Annotated in this window: 13 protein-coding genes and 2 pseudogenes; 12 read left to right on the top strand and 3 right to left on the bottom strand. The window is 45.7% G+C overall.

Annotation, left to right across the window (positions count from 1 at the left end):
* Positions 1–33: 33 nt before the first annotated feature.
* The gene (locus LO777_RS09845) at positions 34–540 is read right to left on the bottom strand and encodes an asparaginase domain-containing protein (protein WP_228857304.1); all 507 of its coding nucleotides are present in this window, start codon (positions 538–540) and stop codon (positions 34–36) included.
* A 664-nt stretch (positions 541–1,204) separates the two neighbouring features.
* On the opposite strand from LO777_RS09845, the gene LO777_RS09840 reads away from it, so the two are divergent.
* From LO777_RS09840 to LO777_RS09805, 7 genes and pseudogenes are all read left to right on the top strand, one after another.
* A complete protein-coding gene (locus LO777_RS09840; protein WP_228857303.1) occupies positions 1,205–1,780 on the top strand; it encodes a flavodoxin family protein in 576 nt (191 codons plus the stop codon).
* A gap of 27 nt (positions 1,781–1,807) precedes the next feature.
* A pseudogene (locus tag LO777_RS09835) lies at positions 1,808–3,192 on the top strand (sigma-54-dependent transcriptional regulator).
* Between the two features lie 162 nt (positions 3,193–3,354).
* Positions 3,355–4,659 (top strand): pyridoxal phosphate-dependent aminotransferase, encoded by a 1,305-nt coding sequence (locus LO777_RS09830; RefSeq protein WP_228857302.1) that lies wholly within the window; start codon positions 3,355–3,357, stop codon positions 4,657–4,659.
* A 279-nt stretch (positions 4,660–4,938) separates the two neighbouring features.
* The gene (locus LO777_RS09825; protein WP_228857301.1) at positions 4,939–5,556 is read left to right on the top strand and encodes a nucleotide exchange factor GrpE; all 618 of its coding nucleotides are present in this window, start codon (positions 4,939–4,941) and stop codon (positions 5,554–5,556) included.
* A gap of 158 nt (positions 5,557–5,714) precedes the next feature.
* A complete protein-coding gene (dnaK, locus tag LO777_RS09820; RefSeq protein WP_228857300.1) occupies positions 5,715–7,631 on the top strand; it encodes a molecular chaperone DnaK in 1,917 nt (638 codons plus the stop codon).
* A gap of 155 nt (positions 7,632–7,786) precedes the next feature.
* Positions 7,787–8,751, top strand: a pseudogene (trpS, locus tag LO777_RS09815) (tryptophan--tRNA ligase).
* 13 nt (positions 8,752–8,764) lie between these two features.
* Positions 8,765–9,331, top strand: a complete 567-nt coding sequence (locus LO777_RS09805; protein ID WP_228857297.1) for an HDIG domain-containing metalloprotein — start codon at positions 8,765–8,767, stop codon at positions 9,329–9,331.
* A 266-nt stretch (positions 9,332–9,597) separates the two neighbouring features.
* On the opposite strand, the gene LO777_RS20610 is transcribed toward LO777_RS09805, so the two are convergent.
* Both LO777_RS20610 and LO777_RS09790 read right to left on the bottom strand, forming a co-directional pair.
* On the bottom strand, positions 9,598–10,554 hold the full coding sequence (locus tag LO777_RS20610) for a peptidylprolyl isomerase (RefSeq protein ID WP_329955706.1): 957 nt from the start codon (positions 10,552–10,554) through the stop codon (positions 9,598–9,600).
* A gap of 572 nt (positions 10,555–11,126) precedes the next feature.
* Entirely contained in the window at positions 11,127–14,204 is a 3,078-nt protein-coding gene (locus tag LO777_RS09790; protein ID WP_228857296.1) for a ChaN family lipoprotein, read from the bottom strand.
* A 281-nt stretch (positions 14,205–14,485) separates the two neighbouring features.
* On the opposite strand from LO777_RS09790, the gene LO777_RS09785 reads away from it, so the two are divergent.
* The 5 genes from LO777_RS09785 (at position 14,486) to LO777_RS09765 (ending at position 19,873) form a co-directional block, all read left to right on the top strand.
* Positions 14,486–14,938 carry a hypothetical protein gene (locus LO777_RS09785; protein WP_228857295.1) on the top strand — a complete coding sequence of 151 codons (453 nt, stop codon included), beginning with the start codon at positions 14,486–14,488 and terminating at the stop codon, positions 14,936–14,938.
* Entirely contained in the window at positions 14,854–16,191 is a 1,338-nt protein-coding gene (locus tag LO777_RS09780; protein ID WP_228857294.1) for a B12-binding domain-containing radical SAM protein, read from the top strand. The genes LO777_RS09785 and LO777_RS09780 overlap by 85 nt, the downstream gene beginning before the upstream one ends.
* Before the next feature lie 42 nt (positions 16,192–16,233).
* Entirely contained in the window at positions 16,234–17,418 is a 1,185-nt protein-coding gene (locus LO777_RS09775; protein ID WP_228857293.1) for a phosphoglycerate dehydrogenase, read from the top strand.
* A gap of 423 nt (positions 17,419–17,841) precedes the next feature.
* The gene (locus tag LO777_RS09770) at positions 17,842–18,771 is read left to right on the top strand and encodes a DUF362 domain-containing protein (protein ID WP_228857292.1); all 930 of its coding nucleotides are present in this window, start codon (positions 17,842–17,844) and stop codon (positions 18,769–18,771) included.
* Between the two features lie 490 nt (positions 18,772–19,261).
* A complete protein-coding gene (locus LO777_RS09765; RefSeq protein ID WP_228857291.1) occupies positions 19,262–19,873 on the top strand; it encodes a Maf family protein in 612 nt (203 codons plus the stop codon).
* The last annotated feature ends 120 nt before the right edge of the window (positions 19,874–19,993 follow it).

The raw sequence follows: 19,993 nt of genomic DNA, 5'->3' as shown, positions 1-19,993 counted from the left end.
GCATGGCCGGACTGGTGGGGCACCAGTGTCCCGTCAACCGGCTTCCGATTTTGGGGTGAGTGGTTCAAATCTGTTTACGTCCAGATTTTTTCTGACGTTGTCAGCGGGAAAGACCCGGCCGTTCATGACGATGTAAGATCCGTTCTGCAGCACCTGTAATGCACCTATGGCGCATCCGATATTAAATGTTGCGTCACTGGTTTTGAACAGGGCCGGTTCAAGGGCTCCGGTCAGGACAATGGTTTTATCCCTTATGGCTGCAAGGTATCTGGCTGTTTCCACCATAGTGTCCGTTCCATGAGTGACAAGAATTTTTGTTGCAGGGTCCCCGGCCACTGTAGTGTAGAGAAGTTTTCTGTCCTCATCCGTCATATCAAGGCTGTCTTTTCTGAGAAGAGATGTAACCGTATAATGAATGGAAAGATTGAGTTCGCTCAAAACTTTCTCCGCATTTGGCGGGCCTACTTCATATTCACTCTTGGCATCAAAATAGATCTTATCTATAGTACCGCCGACTGTTATAATCGAGATTGAAATCATTTCCTGTTCTATTTCCGGATTTTTGTTCTTGTACCTAAATCCTGCAATTGGCAAGTTTTTCGGAGATGCGAGGCATCAAGGGCGCAGACGTATTAACATACTTCAAGCACTTGATAACGAAGCAGATTCGATAAAATTGCCAATCCCCCAGGGCAAGGGAATAAAGAAAAAACAATCTCACTCTGATAGTGAGTAGAACAGCCCCTACTGTAATATTATAACTATCTGTTTATACATTATAAATATTTTTTCTTTGTTCCCGAAGTGCAGGATTTAGGTTGTAAATTTCACTGTTTGTCCACATATTCAGATAAACCGGCATGGCCGGATCAAATGGTTCATCAGTTTTGCCCTTTGGGAACAAAAAGAAACTGAAAATTCGACTGCGGCAAAACAATTTTCAGTTAAAAGACTGATTACACACAAACCACCAGCCTGATAAAAGAGTCACATCTTCAGGTGAGTTTTATGAGTAATCAGAAAAAAATTGTATTTGTGTGTAGAATTGTATTCTGATTACACATGAAACTCAACATGTTTGAGATGTTGCAGTTTTGTCGGCTGGTTTTGATAGAACTTCACTGTAACTGGTCACAGGATTTGTAACTCTGTGTTTTCATCCAGATCACTTACACTTCACTCAATTGATTTACAGGAGAGAACAATGAAAATTGTAGCTTTTTGTGGCAGTGCTAGAAAAGAAGGCAATACGGCTCTGTTGCTGAAAACAGCACTGGAGCCTCTTGCAGAGGCAGGTTTTGATACCGAGCTTGTGGAGCTCGCGCGGAAAAACGTTCCGGGATGCAAGGCTTGTATGGGCTGCTTTAAAGAGAAAAACAGGAAATGCGTGTTCAATGATGATGTGGTTAATGACTGTATTGAAAAAATGCTGGAGGCAGATGGCATTCTTCTTGGATCACCCACCTATTTTGCTGATATCTCCTCGGAGATGAAGGCGTTGATTGATCGATCAGGAATGGTTGCCCGTGCCAATGATAATATGTTTCGACGTAAACTCGGGGCGGCTGTGGTTGCTGCGAGAAGAGCCGGAGCCATTCATGCCTTTGATTCCATAAATCATTTTTTTCAGATCGGTGAGATGATCATTGTCGGTTCTTCCTACTGGAATATTGGCCATGGCCGCCAGAAAGGTGAAGTGTCAGGAGACGAAGAAGGTCTTGGCACGATGAAAACCCTGGGTGAAAACATGGCTTGGCTGCTGAAAAAGATTTATGGGTAGCTCCTGCAATCACCGGGTGTTTGACTGATGAAAAAAGAAACAGGAAAAGCGGCTACTGGAAAAAAACAATTGCGGGTTCTGGTGGTGGATGATGATCAGGTTCACAGGTTTATGCTGTGCTCCATGTTGGCTGAATGGGGGTATCAGACTGTTGAGGCGGATGACGGTACAACGGCAGTTCAGGCAGTTGTGGAGCATTCTTATGATGCGGTACTGATGGATATTCGTATGGCAAAAATGGATGGACTTGAGGCTTTTTCCATCATTCAGAAAAAAGAACCTTCCCTGCCCGTCATCATTATGACAGCTTATTCCTCAGTTGAGAGTGCCGTTGAAACCATCCAGCAGGGGGCCCACGATTATTTGACCAAGCCCCTTGATTTTGACCGGCTGCGTCTGGCCCTTGAGCGCGCTGCAGATCATCACCAGGTAACAGTGCAGAAAGAAATAGAAAAGGAAGATGGAGGGCAAAGGGATCTGCAGACACGGATTATCGGGTCTTCTCCACCCATACGGGAGTTGCTTGAAATGATTTCTTATGTGGCTCCCACGGAAGCTACAGTTCTGATTTCAGGGGAATCGGGGACGGGTAAAGAGCTTGTAGCCGAAGCCCTTCACGAAAACAGTGAAAGAAAAGGACGACCGTTTGTGAAAGTCAACTGTGCAGCTCTCGCTGAAAACCTGCTTGATTCCGAGCTGTTCGGTCATGAAAAGGGCGCCTTTACCGGGGCTGAAAAGAGGCGGGAAGGAAAATTTGTTCAGGCGGATGGGGGAACACTTTTTCTGGATGAGATCGGAGAGACATCCCAGGCCATGCAGGTCAAACTGCTGCGGGTTCTCCAGGAGCAGGAGTTGCAACGTGTGGGCGGAGAGGAGACAATCAGGGTTGATGTGCGCATTATCGCTGCCACCAATAGAGATCTTGAAGAGGAAGTACGCCAGGGCAGGTTCAGAGAAGATCTCTTTTACAGGTTGAATGTGGTTATGATCGTTGTTCCCCCCTGCAGGAACGGGGAGATGATATCCGGGAACTGGTTGAGTACTTTGCCCGGAAATTTGCCAAAAAAAATAGAAGGATTCTTGATGGAATAACAGAAGAATGCATGAATATGCTCGTCAGTTATCCATGGCCGGGCAATGTCAGGGAACTGGAAAATGCCATTGAGCGTGGAATTATTCTCATGCGTGGAACCAGGTTGACTGAAAAGAGTCTCCCGTTGACCGTGCAGAAACATGTGCAGCAACATGAGCCGGACGGGAACAGAGCACCTGTTTCCATTTTTGAAGCGGAAAAACAGTTGATTTTAAAAACCTTGAAGGAAACCGGTGGAAACAAAAGTCGGGCAGCAAAACTTCTTGGTATCACAAGAAAAACGTTGAAAAATAAACTTGATAAATATGATGAATCATGACTGGAACATGATTCTTGAAGTCCTTCGGTTGACTTGATTATCCTGCTATGGTAAGGCTCTGAACTCACAACGTAAAAATCCGATTTACATTTGAAAGTCAGAGTAAACGTGAAATACTGCAGGATAGGAAATAAGGTGGACTCGGAGAAGGAGTAAAACTGGATGAGAATGGATATAGTTCATATTGGTGCCGGAGAGTTGACATATGAAATACGAAATATAGTCAACGTCGGGGAAAAATTACAAAAACTTGGTCTGAAAACGAACTGGGAAAATATCGGTGATCCCATCGCAAAGGGTGAAGAGGTTCCTGGATGGATGAAGGAAATCGTGGTGGAAGCGGTTCGCCAGGATTGTACATACGGTTATTCGCCTACCAAGGGAGTTCTGGCCACCCGTGAATTTATAGCGGAACAGACCAATAAACTGGGAACGGTGAAGATTGATGCCGAAGATATCATTTTTTTTAACGGGCTTGGAGATGCGATATCAAAAATTTTCGGATTTTTGAAGCGTACAGCCAGAGTTCTCGTACCGACTCCCAGTTACAGTACACATTCTTCCGCTGAAGCAGCACATGCCGGGACCAGCCCGGTCACCTATGTTCTTGACCCCAACAACCACTGGTATCCGGACCTGAACGACATTGAAAAACATGTAACCTATAATCCTGCCGTTGCAGGAATTCTCATCATTAATCCGGATAATCCCACCGGGGCCGTATATCCACGGGAAGTCATGGAGGCCATTGTGGAGATAGCCCGCAGGTACGATCTGTTTCTAATCTGTGATGAGGTGTATCAGCATATTTATTATAACGGTACCACAACGGCAACATTGGCGGAAGTAATCGGAGATGTCCCGGCAATCGCCATGCGCGGCATTTCCAAGGAGATGCCGTGGCCGGGAGCGCGGTGTGGCTGGATTGAAGTGTATAACAGGGAGAAAGACCCGATTTTTAGCAAATACATTGATTCAATTCTCAATGCCAAAATGGTCGAAGTCTGTTCAACGACCCTGCCGCAGACAGTTTATCCCCAGGTTGTAACCCATCCTGATTATCCTGAGTATCTGCGGCTTCGAGTGGCACGGTATGAAAAATTTTCTAATATTGCTTACGATTGTCTCAAAGATGTCAAAGGGGTGTTGGTGAACAGGACCAACGGCGCTTTTTATATGAGTGTTTGTTTTGAAGACGGAGTGTTGACCGATTCCCAGACCCTGCCCATTGAAAATGACGAAGTCAGGGAAATGATAGAAAACCTGGTGAGCCCGGCGAATACTGCCCTTGATAAACGGTTTGTCTATTATCTGCTCGGGTCAACCGGAGTCTGTGTTGTTCCTCTGACCTCCTTTGCTACAGCTATTAACGGATTCAGGATCACTCTTCTGGAAACAAGTGAAAAAGAGTTTGAAAATATTTTCCATACCATTGCTGATGCCATAGAACGGTATCTCCACAGTTGATTGCTTCCTGTCTGTTTATTCACACTATTCCTGCCTCCCCCTTCCCCAAAAAATGGTGGCAGGAATAGTTCTTCTTTATAATATACTGATTTTGCATATTGTTTTATCATTTCCCATTAAGTTTTTTTGAAACATTTCTTTTTGATTTTCCCTCTCTTGACAAGAAAAATACCTCTACTTATTGTTGGCACAGGTTAAATGCGGGATAGCCCGGAAAATGTTGTTGACAGTGATATTTCCGGGAATTGGAGACAAGTTTTGTTCAGAGAGGAGGAAGAGGTGAGTAAAGAGAAAAACGATACACTCCGAGGAAGGGTTGAGGTCACAGATGAGGACCTGTCACCACCTGAGAGGGAACAGGAGGCTGGCGAAAAAGCAACTCATCCTGAAGAGGAGAATGGTCGGGATCCGGAAAAAGAACTTGCTGATGCCCTCAAGGAGATTGAAGAACTTCGAGACAGGATGTTGCGTGCTGCCGCTGAAAATGAGAATTTCAAGAAACGGATGGAGCGGGAACGTGCCTCCAGCCTGAAATATGCCGGAGAGCAGATTTTCAGGGAGATGCTTCCGGTAGTTGATAACCTGGAGAGAGCCATTGAACAGAGCAGTATCGAAGGAAACAGTCCCGAACAGCGGCTGGAAGCCCTTGTGGAAGGAGTGAAGCTTACACTCAAGAGTCTGGTGGCGACCCTGGAAAAATTTGAAGTGAAACCAATTGACAGTGTGGGTGAACCTTTTGACCCCAAGCATCAGGATGCCTTGACCATGGAGGCCAGTGACACGGTTCCGGCCAACCATGTGGTCAGTGAATTTGAAAAGGGATACTACTACAAAGATCGTCTGTTGCGGGCGGCTAAGGTAATAGTTTCCTCTGGAGAAAAGAAAGCCGATTCATAGGGTGTATCATCACGAAAAAGAATATCCAATCCCTTGACAAACAAGGGAAGATGAACACTTTAGAAGAGGTTGCCACTATCATGGATAGAGCAATTAATAATTTTTGAGGAGTCAAGGGCGGACAGAAAACCGCCCGGAATGATTTAAGGAGAGAAAAGATGGGTAAAATTATCGGAATTGACCTGGGTACCACAAATTCCTGTGTTGCAATTATGGAAGGTGGAGACCCGAAGGTGATTGCCAATGTGGAAGGCAACAGAACAACTCCATCGGTTGTTGCATTCGCCGATAATGACGAACGCCTTGTGGGCCAGGTTGCCAAGCGTCAGGCTGTAACCAATCCACTGCGTACGTTATATGCAATCAAGCGGTTGATCGGACGGAAATTTACCGATGCAGAGGTGAGGAAGTCCATAGAGGTCAGCCCGTTTAAGATAGTTGAAGGAACTAACGGCAGTGTATCTGTTGAGGTCGAGGGAAAGATTTACCGGCCTGCGGAAATTTCCGCCATGATCCTGGCAAAAATGAAGCAGACCGCCGAGGAGTACCTTGGCGAAGAGGTGACCGATGCGGTGGTTACCGTTCCTGCCTATTTTAATGATTCGCAGCGCCAGGCGACAAAAGATGCCGGTAAGATTGCAGGCTTGAATGTACAGAGAATTATCAACGAGCCTACAGCGGCTTCACTGGCCTATGGTCTTGACAAGAAAGGTGAGGAAAAAATCGCTGTATTCGATCTTGGTGGAGGTACTTTTGATGTTTCCATCCTCGAAATCGGTGACGGTGTGTTTGAGGTGAAATCCACCAACGGCGATACTTTCCTCGGTGGTGAAGACTTTGACATGAGGATCGTCAACTGGTTGGCGGACGAATTCAAGCGTGAGCAGGGGATTGATCTCAAGGCTGACAAGATGGCCCTTCAGCGTCTGAAGGAAGAGGCGGAAAAGGCCAAAATGGAACTGTCCACCACCAAGGAAACTGACATCAATCTGCCCTTTATTACAGCAGATGCATCCGGGCCTAAGCATCTTAATCTGAAGTTGAGCCGGGCAAAATTGGAGAGCCTGGTGGAGGATCTTATTGCGCGGACCAAAGGACCCTGTATGACCGCGTTGAAGGATGCCGGTCTTACTGCTTCCGATATTGATGAAGTTATCCTTGTCGGTGGTATGACCCGTATGCCGAAGGTTCAGGAGATGGTCAAGGAGATCTTTGGCAAGGAACCCCATAAGGGTGTGAATCCGGATGAAGTTGTGGCCATTGGCGCAGCTATCCAGGGTGGAGTTCTCCAAGGTGATGTAAAAGATGTCCTGCTCCTGGATGTTACGCCTCTTTCACTGGGGATTGAAACCCTGGGCGGGGTAACAACTAAACTGATTGAGAAAAATACGACTGTACCAACAAAGAAGAGTCAGATTTTCTCCACCGCGGCAGACAATCAGCCGGCTGTCTCTATCCATGTTCTCCAGGGGGAACGGGAGATGGCCCAGGATAACAAGACGATCGGTCGTTTTGAGCTGACTGATATCCCGCCTGCACCGAGAGGAGTACCGCAGATCGAGGTGACTTTTGATCTTGATGCCAACGGTATTCTCAGCGTGTCTGCGAAAGATATGGGAACCGGCAGGGAACAGTCCATCAAAATCACCGCTTCTTCCGGTCTGACGGATGAAGAGATAGAAAAAATGACCAAGGACGCAGAGCTCCATGCGGAAGAGGATAAGAAGCGTAAGGAGCTTGTTGAGGCTCGAAACTCTGCCGATGCCCTGGTTCATGCCACTGAAAAGAGCTTGAAGGATCTTGGCGATAAGGTGGATGAGGAAACCAGGAAAAACGTGGAGAAGGAAGTGGAAAATGTGAAATCAGTTATGCAGGGTGATGATACGGCAGCCATCAAGGCGGCAATCGAAGCTCTGACCACGGCTTCTCATAAACTTGCGGAACTCATGTATGCCCAGGCATCCCAGGAAGCTCCTGATGGTGCTGCCGGTGCAGCTGGTGCAGCCGGAGCTGGTCCGAAGAAGGATGACGGGGATGATGACGTGGTTGATGCCGATTATGAAGAAGTAAAATAAAGGTGTTTTGCTAAGGTAATCAACTCAGTTTACCGGGGAGTGGAGAAAATTTGTTTTCTCCACTCCCTTTTTTTTTGATTTTACAGTATGCTGTTTTCCGCTTTTACAGGTTAACCTACATTTTTCATGAATTTTAAAAAACCAGCTATCTTATTATGAAAATCTTATCCGGAATACAGCCTTCGGGGCAGCTTCATATCGGCAATTATTTTGGCATGATGGAGACCATGATTTCCCGTATGGAGGAATCTGAGCTCTATGTTTTTCTTGTTGACCTGCACGCTTTGACCTCTGTCCACGACCGTGAGCGCCTGGCAAGGGGAACGCTGGAGGCGGCTGCGGATTTTCTGGCCCTTGGGCTTGATCCCGACAAATGTATTTTCTGGGTCCAGTCTGATGTTCCGGAGGTCTGTGAATTGACATGGGTCCTGTCAACCCTCGCCCCAATGGGGTTGATTGAGCGGTGCCATTCCTATAAGGACAAAGTGGCAAAAGGGATTGTTCCCAGTCACGGGCTGTTTTCTTATCCTGTATTGATGGCGGCCGATATTCTGCTTTACCAGGCAGAGCAGGTTCCCGTGGGGAAGGATCAGAAGCAGCATCTTGAAGTGGCAAGGGACCTGGCCCAGAAATTCAACAATGAGTTCGGTGAAACCTTTGTTATTCCGGAGCCTGCCATCAGTGAACAGACGGCAACTGTACCGGGACTTGACGGACAGAAGATGTCCAAATCGTATGGCAATACAATCCCTATCTTCATGGAAGGTAAACAGTTGAAAAAACGAGTTATGTCCATTGAAACGGATGCCACGCCTGTGGATGATCCCAAAGATCCGGATAACTGCAATCTCTATAAGATTATGAATTTGTTTGCCACCCCTGAGAGAATGAAGGAGATTCATGATCTGTACGTTAACGGGGGGCTGCTTACGGTTATCTGAAGCTTGAACTGCTTGATCTGTTGAATGATAAATTTGGTGAAGCCCGGAGAAAAAAGGCAGAGTTTCTTGGTGACCCTGAAATGTTGCGTTCCATTCTTGCAAAAGGCGCAGAAAAAGCGCGGGAAAAAGCAACAGTGACTCTTGACATGGTCCGCGAAAGAGTTGGATTGAAATATTGAGGGGGAATGGAAAATGACATACGGTATCAGCAGGGAAGAGGCTTTGGCGCTCATTCAGAGCAAAATTAAAAACCGGAACATGATCAATCATTGCCTGGCATCGGAGGCAGTTTTGCAGGCTATGGCGGAACGGCTCGGCGAAGACAGGGAAAAATGGGGGCTGGCCGGATTGCTCCATGATCTGGACACTGAGAGTCAGCCGGACCTCTTGACCCATACGACAGAGACGGTTGAGATCTTGAAAAAAAAGGGTGTTGACGAGGAGATAGTTGAAGCAATACGACTGCATAACCTGGAAGCCCATCCAGGAGAAGAGAGAACAACTGTTTTCCAGCATGCTCTTGCGGCAGGTGAGACTATCACCGGTCTGGTTGTAGCCACGGCCCTGGTTTATCCGGATAAAAAACTTGCCTCCGTTAAACCGAAATCGGTAAAAAAACGAATAAAAGAAAAAGCATTTGCCCGCGGGGCAAATCGCGAGATCATCGCGGAATGTGAAAAGGCCGGAATTCCACTGCCTGAGTTCTGTGAACTGAGCCTGAAAGCTCTCCAGCAGATAGCCGGAGAGCTCGGATTATAGTATACCTAAATCCTGCAATTGGCAAGTTTTCGGAGATGCGAGGCATCAAGGGCGCAGACGTATTAACATACTTCAAGCACTTGATAACGAAGCAGATTCGATAAAATTGCCAATCCCCCAGGGCAAGGGAATAAAGAAAAAACAATCTCACTCTGATAGTGAGTAGTATAGCCCCTACTGCGATACGATAACTATCTGTTTGTACAGTATAAATATTTTTTCTTTATTCCCGAAGTGCAGGATTTAGGGTATAGGTTACTGGATGTTTACCAGCTCAACATCAAATACCATGGTGGCGTTGGGGGAATCGGTCCACGGCCGTTCGGGCCATATCCAAGATCGGAAGGGATGATCAGCACTCGTTTTTCCCCCTTTTTCATTCCGAGAAGTGCTTCTTCCCAGCCCTTGATGACCTGACCTTTTCCCACTGGAAAATCAATGGGCTGTCCACGATCATAAGAACTGTCGAATTTTTTGCCATCCAGCAACTTTCCCGTATAATGGACGGTCACTACCTGACCGGGTTTCGGTGTTGTGTCACCTTCACCCTCTTTTACAACAACATACTTCAACCCCGAAGGTGTGGTAACAGCGTCGGGCCACCGTTCGTCGATCACTCGTGCCGTCTCTTCCATTGCCGCCAGTTCTTTTTCCCGGCTTCTCTCTTCAAGTCCTGACAGGAGGGAGTCAAAAGCTTTTTGATCACTTTGAAAAGCTTTTGCCTCTTTTCCAACCCGGATAATTTCCACTGAATTGATAATATCACCACCTTCAATTGTATTGACCACATCCTGTCCGGAAACCACGTGGCCAAATACGGTGTGTTTCCCGTCCAGCCAGGGAGTTGCTACATGGGTAATGAAAAACTGGCTGCCATTTGTGTTCGGTCCGGAATTGGCCATGGAGAGGATGCCTGGGCCGGAGTGCTTCAGACTCGGATCTATTTCGTCAGGAAAGGTATAGCCCGGCCCGCCGGTTCCGGTTCCCAGGGGGCAGCCGCCCTGGATCATGAAATCGGGGATTACCCTGTGGAAGGTAAGTCCATCATAAAACCTGTCACCTTTGGCTTTGGCTCCTCCGCCAAGATCCTTGGTGCCTTCGGCAAGACCCACGAAGTTTGCAACAGTCAAAGGGGTTTTTTTGAATTCAAGAGCGCAGAGGATTTCACCTTTGCTGGTATCAAATTTGGCGTACAAGCCGTCTTTCAGTTTTGATTTAGCCATTCCTGGTTCTCCAGATAGGGTTAAGAGTAAAAGAGTAAGTACAAGTGTCAATGGAACGAGAATTCTATACATCACTTCTCCTTTTGGAAAGAGGTATTTTTTTTGAATCAACCATGATGGACTCGTAAAAACTCCGATCTACTGCGTTGTGGAGTGATCGTGTAATGCTCGACGTACTATATGTACGCCTGCGCTTACACGACACCGCCACGCCTTGTATATCGAAGTTTTTCCAGAGTCCATCTGGGAACGTTGAACGACTTTTTACGAGATCATCATTCTTAGAATGTTGCGTTTTTAAATTTTCCTGTTCCTTGATCTTGAACCAAAATTCCAATTTTTCAAGGTACCCTGCGGATTCATGTTGTTTTCTGAAATAAAGAATCGAGAGTGTTTTAATCACGGGACTGTGTTCTGCAGAGTATCAGTATTTATTTTACAGAATTGTTGTCAAAATAATTTATGGATGCATCCCTGTTGGAAGATGCCTGTTTCTGGCGAAAAGGCAGTAATTGTACCCCGGTACAGGTATTTTTTCAATGGGGAAACCGGGATATCGGGAATGTTCAGTTTCATGGATGAGTCATCATCGCTTCGGGTGGAACTGTGAGTTCAACATTAAAAAGCAGCTCCTGTTTTTTTCCATCCACATCTCTGACTATTTTCACAGGAATATTGTCCCCATTTTGAGTATCAATCATCGCAATTCGTACATCGCTCATTTCGGAGACAGGGAAATTATTGATTTCAAGAAGTACATCATTTGTCTGGAGTCCAGCTTTCCCTGCTTTTCCGTGGGGGCTGATCCCGGTGATTTTCATAAATGACTGTCCTTCTTTTTGAACTGTCTCAAGAACAATGCCGATCCTGGGGCTTTCAGGTAAATCCGGTGCGGTGGAAAGAAAGAAATAGTCGGCAATCTCCCCAAGGTTGTCGGAAGGGGCGGAACTGTAAATATTCAGCAGTGATGCCTGGGGTACATTTATTCGTCTTTTGACCCTGGGCGGGATTCCTGAGTCCTTCCTGGTATGCTGTGTTCCGGCGAGAACAACCAGTTTCTTTCTGGGGTTTTTCCGTAGCCAGTCTGCAATATTTTCGGCCATGGTCTCGTCCCACAGTCCCTGGGCCTGAATAAAGCCGCTGATATTTCCTCTGGTACCGGTCTGGTCGTGGAGAGCATGGACCATGTTCAGGCGGTTATAATATCCGGGCATATCGAGATTTCTGTTTTCGGGCAGTTTCTCCAGAACAGTCTGGTCAAGACCGTCAGTATTGCCGCTTCGGAAGACCTCCGTGACGATGTTTCTTTTCAGATTCAGGCCAAGGACATGGAGGCGGTTGTTTCTTGCAAACTGAATAATATCCCGGAAAAATCGGTAATCATAGCGCCAGACCTTGAAATATTCAGATTGTTTGAGGAAAGTACGCTCGTCGTCATGAACCCTGTTAACAATATAATCGTCCAGCGCTTGCTGGTTGTCCGCCGGGAACATTTCCATACCAATGGCAAGATTCCTATCTTTTGCAAAAAGAGCCTCGATAACACGGAGTTGGAGGAGGTGGTCACTGTTGGCAGTATGGGTTTCCCCGATATAAATGACCCTTGCTCTGTCAAGCTGTCTGATAATATTTTCAAAGGACGTGAGAGTCGTTGTCCTGCCCCCTTCGGGCAGGGATTCCAGTACAGTTCTGATGCCCATCTGGCTGGAATTAATACGTTTGTCTACTGTTTTTCCGTTATGAAAACGAAGAAAGGAGTATTTGCTGTAATGGGTCAGGCGCCTGGCTGTCTTGAGAGTTGTTTCCCTGGAAGGGGAGGAAAGCAGGACAGCAACAAGATGTTGATTAAGAGGGTTGAATCTGGCATCAAGGGTGAAATCATCTTTAAAACGATCTGGAGGAGGGCCGAAAAGTGAACGTGCAGCTTTCTGGTCTGTACCGAGGAAAAGAAGGTTGTTTTTCGCCAGTTCCTCGTTGGTCACTTCAGAGGACAGTTTTACCTCGATGCCTGGCCCATCCATCAACGACAGGAGGGGGGCGTAGATGATTCGTTTTTGCTCTGAAGCCAGGACCACCAGTTTTTTTTCACTCCCCAGAAACCTGGACCAGGTACTGTATTTTTCCTCCCGGTCAAGTTCCCGCATGAAGGAGTATTCCGGGTCAATGGTAAATTCCAGGGGGCGACTGGTGAGTGGGATTTCAATCCGGTTTTCTTTTTGGTCAATAAAAGTTTTGAAAACATCTGTCCCGGCAGTATTCCTGATATTGATGGGAACGAGGATTGAGAATGGTTTTTCGGTGTGCTGAACAAGGGTAAAGGTCAGGATCGGAGCACCGTTTTTATACACGATATGGCTGTTTTCAACAGAAAGAGACGGAATCTCAGATCGTTGAAGCCTTTCCCGAAAAAATGTGTTCAGTTTGATACCGGAACTGGTTTCAAAAGCGTTCTGAATGTCTGACCATGATGCTTCCCTCCATCTGTTTTTTTTATGGAATAATTGAATTGCCCGAAAAAAGATATCGTCACCTGTTTTTTTCCGCAGTTCATGAAACAGCATGGCACCACGGCCATACCCTACAGCCCGCATGGCTTTTTCACTGCTCTGGTCATGGTTTCCGGAAATGAACCGGCCAAGAGGAATTGCATTGTTATGGTTTACATAGCTGAGGTAATTGGTGATAATTTCCTTTCTGTCCAGAGCACCCTCACCTTTTTCTGCTCTGAATGCGTGGTCAGACAGGTAAGCTGTGAGTCCTTCGCACCAGTTTCCTTCCCGGTAGTTTACTTCCACACTGTTTCCAAACCAGGAGTGGAGAATCTCATGGCCGAGAGAGGTGTCTTTTATAAAGGGAAGTCGGAGCACTGCCTGGCCAATAAGGGTAAAGCCGGGAAAACCGAAACCTGTGGGGAAACGGTTGGCAACAATGACGTACTGGTTATAAGGAAAAGGCCCGATTTCCTTTTCGTATCGTTTCAGATAGGATGCGGCTTTTTTCAGGTAACTGTCAATAAGCTGTCTGTCCTCTGGAAAGAAAAGGGTGTGGACAAAGAGACCGTCTCTTACCCTGTATTTCTCATGGGTATACGGTCCGGCGGTGAAATGGAGTGCGTAGAGGGGATGTGAAAAATCAGCATGGACGGTGCTGCCTCTTGTCTCCAGCGGAAAGGTTTCCGACTCACAGACCGGTGTGAATCCGGAGGGAAGTGTAGCGTTCAGTGAAAACAGCATTGGCCTGTCCAGGGTAGGGTGCCAGTTCCTGACAAGGGTTATTCCATCTGTTTCGATCCTGTTTTCATGGCTGCCGGCTACTATTTTACTGTATGATATATAAATAGTTCGCCTGATATCGTCTGCAGGGATTACAACGGTTTTTTCACGGAAAACCAGTTCTCGCTCATGTCCTTTTTCGTCTTTGAGGATGCTGCCGGTGACGGTTATTCCGTCAAGATAAAGGGTATATGGTTTACCTGTTGCAAGGATGATTCTGGCTGTTCCCGTTACTTCATGTTTTTCCAGATCAAAAGAGAGCGACAGGGTGTATTCCGGAGTTGCTGTCTCAGGTTGTGTTGCCATTGTGAAGGTGGGGATGGAGAGCAGAAAGATCGGCAGCAGTGTATTGAGAGTGACTGCAAAGAGTGTTTTCATCTGAATTATTCCTTTTGACGTACACAGGTGTTTCCACTGTGGAGCATGAATATTCGATTAGTTATTGATCAAATTTCCCCAATACTGTAGTACCTGAATCGATATTGGTAAACAGTATCGCGTGTAAATTTGTGTTTTTTGTCCGGCGATAGCTGGTTGTGGATTTATTCCGTAACAGGGACATGCCAGGAGGTTGAAGGTCTGTCCGCAACAGGCAACGAAATTTATAATCGCGAAGAAACATTTTCAGATATGGAAATAGAGGTCGAAAACAAGGGGTAATGGGAAATATGTCGCAGGATCTGATTAAAATAGCAGGAATAAACGGACGTTTCACCCATTCCTGTCTGGCCCTTTTTTATGTCCGCAATGTACTGGAACAGAAGTGTCCTGACTTCTCGAGCCAGATCCTGCAGTTTACCATTAATGACAACTACTATGAGATGCTTCTCCGGCTGACAGTAGACAATCCCCGCTATATCTTTTTTTCCGCAGTGATCTGGAATTCCACTCTTATCGAAAGGCTGGTCATTGATTTGAATCATTCACTGCCCGATTGTTCCATTGTTATCGGGGGCCGCAGGCAGCAGTGCTTGGTGATAAACTGTCTGGAAACAACTGTACAATTGTTCTTGGGGAAATTGAAGCGGTGGAAGACCAATTTTTCAGGGATCTGCTTTCAGGTTCCCCGGGAGATTGCTACGGGACTTCTTTTTCCCTCAAAAAAGCGATAGATTTTTCCTCTCCATACAGGGATGAAGATTTTTCTTCACACTTGAAGAACAGACATGTCTATTATGAGAGTTCGAGGGGATGCCCATTTTCCTGTACTTATTGTCTCTCTTCGGCTGAAAGAGGATTGCGTCATAAACCCCTGGGCAAAGTGAAAAGGGAGTTACAGGCTATTCTCAAGCATCATCCTAAATGTATACGGTTTATTGATAGAACATACAATGATGTCCCGGAAAGAGCCCTTGAAATATGGGAATTTCTCATGGCACAGCAGAGTGATTGCCTTTTTCATTTCGAGATGGCTCCGGATCGTTTTACCGAAGAGATGTTTGATTTCCTGGGAACTCTTGAGTGTGGTTGTTTTCAGTTTGAAATCGGTATCCAGTCTACCCATGAACCCACTCTCGCCGCAGTTAATCGCAAAATTGACCACGCCAAGGTACACGAGATAGTTTCCAGGTTGGCGGCGCTTGAAAATATTCACCTCCATGTGGATCTGATTCTAGGTCTTCCCTATGAAACGCGGGATACTTTTTCAGCCTCTTTCAGGGATGTTTTTGCCATGGGTGCCCATTATATTCAGATGGGACTATTAAAAATTTTGCCGGATACACCTATTTTCAGGTCACGGGATGCTTATGGCTATCTCTGGACCAGTGAACCTCCCTATTCAGTTTTGGCAAATAGCTGGATGGACCATGATTGTCTGCGTGAACTGTACTGGTTTTCGGAATGTGTTGAAAAATTCATGAACAACCGCTATTTTGTTTCCCTCTGGCATTACCTGAGAAAATATGAGGAGGATATTTTCACCTTTTTCTCTGAAGTTCTGACCCGTTGCCTTGAAATTGGCTTTTTTCAGCTTGCACCAACCCATGAATTGATGGTGGGGATCATAGAGAGTGTGATTGCCCGCAGGCGGGACAGGGATCTGATTCGTGACCTGCTCCGCTTGGACTGGCTCAGATGTGGACACAGGTTTTTGCCGGACTGTCTTGAAATCAGCCAAAAGAGGGAACAGCCACGGGAAATAAAAGGGAAGTTATATAAAAACCTTCCTGATGAGATGGAGGGGGTGTATACAAAGGGAAGCCGGAACTATTTCTTCAAGAAAAGTTATTTCCTTCCCGTGAGCGAGGAGAGTCTTAAAGAACTTGGGTATCCTGGAGAAGGTAAATCGGGTTGCATCTGCATACTGCCAGAACGTGAAAAAAGCCTCTACAGGTTGAATAAAATATTGAACCTGAATCCGTGAAACCTTAAATGGTTTGACATATCTATTGAAGGAAAGAATCAAATGTCACATTTTAAGATAAGGAAAATAAACGCTATTGCGGAAGAAGGACTTCAGCTGTTCACCGATAATTTTCATGTTTCGGAAGATGAACAGTCACCGGATGGTATTGTAATCCGGAGTTCTCCGTTGAATGTGGATGATTATCCTACACTCCTGGCAGTTGCTCGGGCGGGGGCTGGAACAAATAATATCAACGTGGAAAGAGCTACCGAAAAAGGCATATGTGTTTTCAATACACCCGGAGCCAATGCCAATGCTGTTGTTGATCTGGTATTCCCGATGATAGGTGTCTGGAAAAGAAATATTTTCAAGGGTATTGAATTTTGTAAATCACTGGCGGCAATGGATCCCGATAAGGTCAATGCTGAGGTGGAGGCCCGCAAAGCCGCTTTCAGGGGGGTGGAGATTGCAGGAAAAACACTGGGAGTTGTCGGGCTTGGCCAGATTGGTGTAAGGTTGGCCAACGGTGGTGTCCATCGTCATATGGTGGTCAACGGTTTTGATCCGGCTCCGGCCCTGGCAAACATCCATTTGCTTTCCCCGGAAGTGCGTCTCTGCAGATCACTCACAGCAGCAGTGGAAAATGCTGACGTGGTGAGTCTTCATCTTCCTTTGAATGACAGGACAAGGAATTTTGTTAACAGTGAATTTCTGTCCAGATTGAAAAGAGGTGCGGTTCTCATTAACTATGCGAGGGGACCGATCGTGGACGAGAGTGCCATTCTTGAAGCACTGGACAGCGGCATTCTTGAGGCATATCTTTGTGATTTTCCGACACCGGCAATTATCGGCCATCCCAGGATTCTGATGACACCCCATCTGGGAGCATCCACGTCAGAGTCTGAAGGAAACTGTGCGACGATGGCAGTCAAGGAACTCTCAACGTACCTGAAATATGGTAATGTGGTCCACAGTGTTAATTTCCCGACAATTGAATCAACTCCGACAGATGATGTTCATTCACGGTTGATAGTAATCAACAGGGATGTACCGGGGATGATTGCTCTGATTTCCAATATTTTCGGGAAATATTCGCTTAATATAGCAAGTTATCTAAACCAGTCCAATGGTACTGTGGGTTATAATATTATTGATGTTGAATCTGAAATTCCCGGTGACATTGTAAAGGAACTGAATGGAAATAAAGATGTCATTCGTACCCGGACGATTGTTTTTGCAAAATAATTCTGATCGATCGCTGTTTGCGAATTCAGAAATGGCATGGATGTTTTCCTGGTCAGTCTGTTATATTTTAGGTGCGGTTAAAAAAATTAGACTCTTATCCTGTTGTTTTTCTGGTAAGAGTGAAATAACTTGAATAATTGTATGCTGTTAGTTCAAAAACTTGTATTTTTGTACTATTTCAGTTTATATTTATTGTCCTGAAACGATGTACCTTGTTGAATTTAAACATGTAATTATTTTTAAAGAAGATGGTATGCTCTTTGCATAAATAATTATGCTTTATCTCTTCTCTCTTTTCTCCTGGAAAACCGGACCACGTTGTTGTGGCTCCGGTTTTTCTCGTTATAACCTTTTTTGTTTCCGGGACAGGGATGATTCGTTTTTAAACGCGTTCAGATGCCAATGTCGTACAGGGAAATAATTATGGATCATTGTAAACCTGTTGTGGTGTTGCAACGTTGTTCTCAGTATAACAGGATCAAAATAGTTGAAATAATAGATGCTGTTATTACAAGCCTGGGAGTAACACCTTGTTTCTACAATAAAAAAGTTTTGCTGAAACCTAATCTGATAAGTGGAAAGGGCCCTGAATTCTCCTGTACGCACAGGACGTTTGTCGCTGCTGTGGCTCTCTGGTTTCATGAGCAGGGTGCACAGGTTGCCATCGGTGATTCACCTGCATTTGGCAGTAGCAGCACAGTCTGCAGACAGATGGGTATTGCGGAGGAAATTGCGGATCTTGATGTGCAGCTGGTTGATTTTTCTTCCTCCGTTCAGAAAATTGTATCAGGAAACATTCGTGTCAACATAGCGGCACCTGTTATCGAATGTGACTGGCTGATCAATCTTCCCAAAATAAAAGCTCACAACCAGTTGTATGTCACTCTTGCAGTGAAGAATATTTTCGGAATTGTCAAAGGAGCAAATAAAGCGATTCTCCATATGCTTCATGGCTCTACCCATGATGGTTTTGCAGAGATTATTCTTGATCTTCTCAATTTCCTGCCCCCTTCCATTCATTGTATTGACGGTATTACAGTCATGCACCGTTCCGGCCCTCTGGACGGTGAAGCCTTGCCTCTTCATTGTATCGGTGGTTCCCTTAATCCGGTGGCCCTTGACACTGCCCTGCTGGAGCTTCTTGAACTGGAAAAGAAAAAAAGCCCCCTTTGGCGGGTTGCGGCCGAAAGGGGACTTGAGGGGATACAATCGGATAAACTCACCTTTCCTCTATTAAGTCCTGTCGATTTTCGGGGTTCAGGTTTTCAGGCACCAGCCACGTTGAATGGTATTCGATTCAATCCTTTCAGATTTTTTTTGGGGATGGGAAAGAGATTGATGGGAAAACACTGACCTGCATAAATTATTCGGATTTATCCTCTACTGGAAGACTATTCATACCGCTTTACCGGGATGAACATGCCATGCCGGGTAAAAGCCTCCTTGGCACTATGAACCCGAATACCTTTCCTGTTTTTTCTGTATAATTTTTGATATAAGGAATATATTGGTTTTTCTTGTATCATATTGGAATTGTAATTATTCAATGAAAGCAGGAATTCCATTATTTTCAATGTGGATGAAAACACAGAGTTACAAACCCTGTGATCAGTTACCTCCAAGCTCAGAGGCGTCAGGTTTGAGTTTGGTACGGAGTTCAGGATTAAAATTGATGGACTCGTAAAAACTCCGATCTACTGCGTTGTGGGGTGATCGTGTAATGCTCGACGTACTATATGTACGCCTGCGCTTACACGACACCGCCACGCCTTGTATATCGAAGTTTTTCCAGAGTCCATCTGAGAACGTTGAACGACTTTTTACGAGATCATCAAAATTAAAGATGATGTTTTATACCAATGAGTCAATTGTGCTGGCTTCCGGTTCTCCCAGGCGGAAAAAGTATCTGGAGGACCTGGGGCTGACTTTTTCCCTCTATCCCGTGACAATTAATGAAACACCCTTGCCGGATGAAAGCCCCGGGAATTTTGTTCTGAGAATGGCAACGGAAAAAGGTGAGGCTGCAGCGCTGCAACACGGAGATTCCTGGATAATTTCAGGTGATACTGTGGTTTGTCTTGATCAAAATATTCTCGGTAAACCGTTTGACAAGGCGGAAGCTTTTACTATGCTAATATCTCTGGCCGGCAGAGCCCATACCGTACGAACGGGAATATGTCTTATGCATGCGGATAAAAGGATCTCTTCATGTACTGTCGTGGAGACAAAGGTCGTTTTTTCAGATTTTGACGAATCTGTGGCCCGGGCATACATTTCAAGTGGTGAGAGTTTGGATAAAGCGGGCGCATATGGTATTCAGGGCAGAGGGGCTTTTCTGGTGGAAAGCATTGAAGGATCATATACAAATGTTGTGGGGCTGCCGTTGAGCGAGTTGGTGAACATGCTTCTCCAGAACAAGGTAATAGGTATGCGTAACACCTGTGACCACGTATAGCTTTCAACCTAAATCCTGCAATTGGCAAGTTTGTCGAAGATGCGGCAATTTCATCAGGCTGGCCTGTAGTTAAAAATCATTGATATCTCCAGTTGATGCGGTTTTAAAAAATTATATAGT

Origin of the sequence: Desulfomarina profundi (assembly GCF_019703855.1) — a bacterium.
GTDB classification, from domain to species: domain Bacteria; phylum Desulfobacterota; class Desulfobulbia; order Desulfobulbales; family Desulfocapsaceae; genus Desulfomarina; species Desulfomarina profundi.
The sequence above is the reverse complement of the archived record's forward strand: the minus strand, read 5'-3'. Positions and strand labels throughout refer to the sequence as shown.

Excerpts from the sequence above, each read along its gene's own strand:
- dnaK (WP_228857300.1), top strand. The coding sequence starts at position 5,715 with ATGGGTAAAATTATCGGAATTGACCTGGGTACCACAAATTCCTGTGTT.
- LO777_RS09785 (WP_228857295.1), top strand. The coding sequence starts at position 14,486 with ATGGGAAATATGTCGCAGGATCTGATTAAAATAGCAGGAATAAACGGA.
- LO777_RS09845 (WP_228857304.1), bottom strand. The coding sequence starts at position 540 with ATGATTTCAATCTCGATTATAACAGTCGGCGGTACTATAGATAAGATC.
- LO777_RS09770 (WP_228857292.1), top strand. The coding sequence starts at position 17,842 with ATGGATCATTGTAAACCTGTTGTGGTGTTGCAACGTTGTTCTCAGTAT.
- LO777_RS20610 (WP_329955706.1), bottom strand. The coding sequence starts at position 10,554 with ATGGCTAAATCAAAACTGAAAGACGGCTTGTACGCCAAATTTGATACC.
- LO777_RS09775 (WP_228857293.1), top strand. The coding sequence starts at position 16,234 with ATGTCACATTTTAAGATAAGGAAAATAAACGCTATTGCGGAAGAAGGA.
- LO777_RS09840 (WP_228857303.1), top strand. The coding sequence starts at position 1,205 with ATGAAAATTGTAGCTTTTTGTGGCAGTGCTAGAAAAGAAGGCAATACG.
- LO777_RS09805 (WP_228857297.1), top strand. The coding sequence starts at position 8,765 with ATGACATACGGTATCAGCAGGGAAGAGGCTTTGGCGCTCATTCAGAGC.
- LO777_RS09830 (WP_228857302.1), top strand. The coding sequence starts at position 3,355 with ATGAGAATGGATATAGTTCATATTGGTGCCGGAGAGTTGACATATGAA.
- LO777_RS09790 (WP_228857296.1), bottom strand. The coding sequence starts at position 14,204 with ATGAAAACACTCTTTGCAGTCACTCTCAATACACTGCTGCCGATCTTT.
- LO777_RS09765 (WP_228857291.1), top strand. The coding sequence starts at position 19,262 with ATGATGTTTTATACCAATGAGTCAATTGTGCTGGCTTCCGGTTCTCCC.